This is a genomic window from Chryseobacterium sp. VD8, assembly GCF_037149975.1.
Lineage (GTDB): Bacteria > Bacteroidota > Bacteroidia > Flavobacteriales > Weeksellaceae > Chryseobacterium > Chryseobacterium indicum.
Genome location: NZ_JBBCQL010000335.1, coordinates 1 through 3,320, shown reverse-complemented (window position 1 = coordinate 3,320; position 3,320 = coordinate 1). Strand labels below are relative to the sequence as shown.

Sequence of the window (3,320 nt, the reverse complement as noted above, 5' to 3'; positions counted from 1 at the left end):
TAATGAAGGAAATTCTTAAAACTAATATTCTTCATGGAAGCTGCATTTTCAAATATCCCAATATCAGAAAAACTGAAAACCTACAGTCTGGTCTGTATTTATCTTGCTGTAAATTCTCTTTTTATCATTAAATACGGTGAACAGTATAACATCCCGCTTTTGGCAGGATATCTTGCTGTATTTTTAGGGTTGGGTTTCTTTTATCTAAAAGTTCATTTCAAAGATTTTTTTTATAAAACGGCTTTTTTCCTGGGAATATTTTTCTTCTTTCTCATCAGTATTTATCTGAATTATAAAGTGGATGGAAATACGCTGAATGTTGATCGCTGGTCGGCAATGGAAATCGGAATTAAGGCTGTTTTCAACGGACAGTATCCATACAATATTCCGGATCATATGGGAAGAGAGTCTTCCAATCTGCCGATTCTTATTGTGTTTGGGATGCCTTTTTACCTGCTTTTCGGAAGTGTAGGGTATCTGCAGTCTTTCTCTTTTCTGCTTTTTGCATATTTAATTTTTAAAATTTTTAATAATTACAGGCAGAGACTTGCGGTTTTGGTGCTGCTTTTCCTTTCGCCCAGTTATCTGTGGGAAATTTATGTTAAAAGCGATTTGTTTTCCAATTTTATCATCATTGCAGGATTTGTTCATTTAATTTGGGAAAAATTCATCAAAGAAAAAAAGATAAATTCTGCGGTTGTATCGTTTTTATCCGCTTTAGTTTTATTAACGAGACTTTCTGCTGTGATTCCGCTTACGGTTTTAATGTTTAAGAAGTTTCTTGATTTTTCAATACAGGAAAAACTTCGTTTTGCTGCTGTATTTTTAGTTACAATGGCTGCAGTCTGCTATATTTTCTTTCATAATGCTCCGGATTTTGATGTTTTCCTGAAGCATAATCCTTTTGTTATTCAGGGAGGAAAACAACCTTTGATATTAAGTATTTCTTATATTGTTGCAGGCTGTATACTTTCATTTAAAGTAAAATCTTTTTATGAAACTCTGTTTTGGTCAGGAGCTTTACTGTTTATCTGTGTTTTTGTTCCGTTTGCGATGTTTTTTGCAGAATATGGCTATGAGAATATGATTGTTAATTCATATTTTGATATCAGTTTTTTCAATATGTCGATGCCGTTTGTAATGACCGCTTTAATTTTGAGCATTTTTAAAAATAATATAAAAGTATAGATGGTTTCCGTAATTATTCCGATGTATAATGCTGCACAATCCATTGTTTCTGCTCTGGATTCTGTGAAAAATCAGACTTTTCCTCTGGAAAAATTTGAAATTATCATTGTGAATGACGGTTCCACAGACGAAAGCGCTACTATAGCTGAAAATTACATGAAGGATAATCCGCAGCTTTCGATAACCTTGCTTCATCAGGAAAACGGCGGAGTATCAAGCGCAAGAAATACAGGACTGAAAGTAGCAAAAGGAGATTATATTGCTTTGCTGGATGCAGATGATGAGTGGGATGCTGCAAAAACCGAGAAACAGATACAATATTTTGAAAATAATCGTCCTGAAATAGACTTTCTTTCCACGGCAAGAAATAATAATAAAATCCTTTTTCCGTACCGTGTAAAAAATGGTCTTGCAGAAATTACCTTCAGAAAACTTCTGATAAGAAACGAAGCACAGCCTTCTACGGTAATGTTCAGGAGAAAAGTTCTGGAAAATACAGGCTATTTTGATGCAGACCAGCGGTATGCGGAAGATGTAAACTACTGGATGAAGGTTTCTCTGAAAAATAAAATGTACATTCTGAATGAAAGTCTGGTTCTCGTAGGTAAGGGAAAAAGAAGTTTCGGAGTTTCGGGTTTATCTGCCAATCTCCCAGAAATGGCGAAAGGTTTTAAAAAAAATCTGAAGGAAATGTATATTTTAAAAGAAATAAACGTTATCCAATATACCACATTTAAGCTGTTTTATAAAGCAAAATATTTACTTTTGTTGCTTAGGACTTTTTATTATAATTTAAACAGAAAAAAATAACATTTTCACAAACACAGCATGAAGATACTCATCACGGGAGGAGCCGGATTTATTGGAAGTAAGTTATCTTTGGAACTTAAGAAGAAGGGGTATGAAATTACAGTTTTAGATAATCTTTCTTCTCAGATTCACGGAGAAAATCCTGATGAGGATTCGCCTTTGTACAAAAATATTTCAGGAAAGATAAATTTCATTAAAGGAGATGTTGCTCATTTTGAAGACTGGGAAAAAGCGATTGACGGACAGGATGTTATTGTGCATTTTGCGGCAGAAACGGGAACCGGACAATCCATGTACCAGATCGAAAAATATACGGATGTGAATGTTTCCGGGACAGCAAAAATGCTGGATCTGCTGGTTAATAAACCGCATCGGGTAAAAAAAGTAATTATTGCCTCTTCCAGAGCGGTTTATGGAGAAGGAAAATATCTTCATCCCGAATTGGGACTGATTTATCCCAGACCCAGAAACGTAGAAGAAATGCGAAAAGGAAATTTTGAAATTATTTATCCCGATGGGCAGATTCTTCGCGCTTTGCCAACGGACGAAGAGTCTAAAATACATCCCACTTCCATCTACGGAATTACAAAATATACCCAGGAACAGATGGTAATGACTGCCTGTTCTTCCATGGGAGTTGCTCCGGTTGCGCTGAGGTTTCAGAACGTTTACGGAGAAGGACAGTCACTTTTAAATCCTTACACAGGAATTTTATCTATTTTTTCGTCCCAGATTCTTAATGGAAACGATATTAATGTTTTTGAAGACGGTAACGAATCCAGAGATTTTATTCATGTGGATGATGCCGTGGAAGCAACAATCCGTTGTATTGAAAATGATGCGGCGAACGGTGAAGTTTTCAACGTGGGAACAGGAGTTTCAACGGCTGTAACTACGGTAGCGGAAAATTTCAGAAAATTCTATAACATAGATTTTGAAATTAATGTTTCCGGGCAGTTTCGTCTGGGAGACATCAGACATAATTTTGCAGACATCAGCAAGATTAAATCAAAATTAAATTTTCAGCCGAAAATATCCTTTGAGGAAGGAATGTCCAAATTTACCAATTGGGTATTGCAGCAGAATATTCAGGATGTAAAATTTAAAGAGTCCCTTGAAGAAATGAAAGTAAAAGGACTTTTAAAATGATCTGTTTAAAAGATAAAAAAATACTTTTTCTGTCGGTTAGCTTTTTCAAATATGAAAAGGCAATAGCCCGAAGACTTTCTGAACTGGGCGCTGAAGTGGATTTTTATGACGAAAGACCTTCCAATTCCAATTTTTCGAAAGGAATAATCCGTCTTAATAAAAGATTTTACCAT

3 protein-coding genes are annotated in these 3,320 nt (G+C 35.2%); all 3 read left to right on the top strand.

Annotated features, from left to right (window positions below):
* The first annotated feature begins 33 nt into the window (after positions 1–33).
* The 3 genes from WFK35_RS21625 to WFK35_RS21615 are packed head-to-tail and all read left to right on the top strand — an operon-like array spanning position 34 to position 3,147.
* Positions 34–1,188 (top strand): hypothetical protein, encoded by a 1,155-nt coding sequence (locus WFK35_RS21625; protein WP_336734612.1) that lies wholly within the window; start codon positions 34–36, stop codon positions 1,186–1,188.
* Positions 1,189–1,998, top strand: a complete 810-nt coding sequence (locus WFK35_RS21620; RefSeq protein WP_336734610.1) for a glycosyltransferase family 2 protein — start codon at positions 1,189–1,191, stop codon at positions 1,996–1,998.
* Positions 1,999–2,016: 18 nt separating this feature from the next.
* Positions 2,017–3,147 carry an NAD-dependent epimerase/dehydratase family protein gene (locus tag WFK35_RS21615; RefSeq protein WP_336734608.1) on the top strand — a complete coding sequence of 377 codons (1,131 nt, stop codon included), beginning with the start codon at positions 2,017–2,019 and terminating at the stop codon, positions 3,145–3,147.
* Positions 3,148–3,320: the final 173 nt, after the last annotated feature.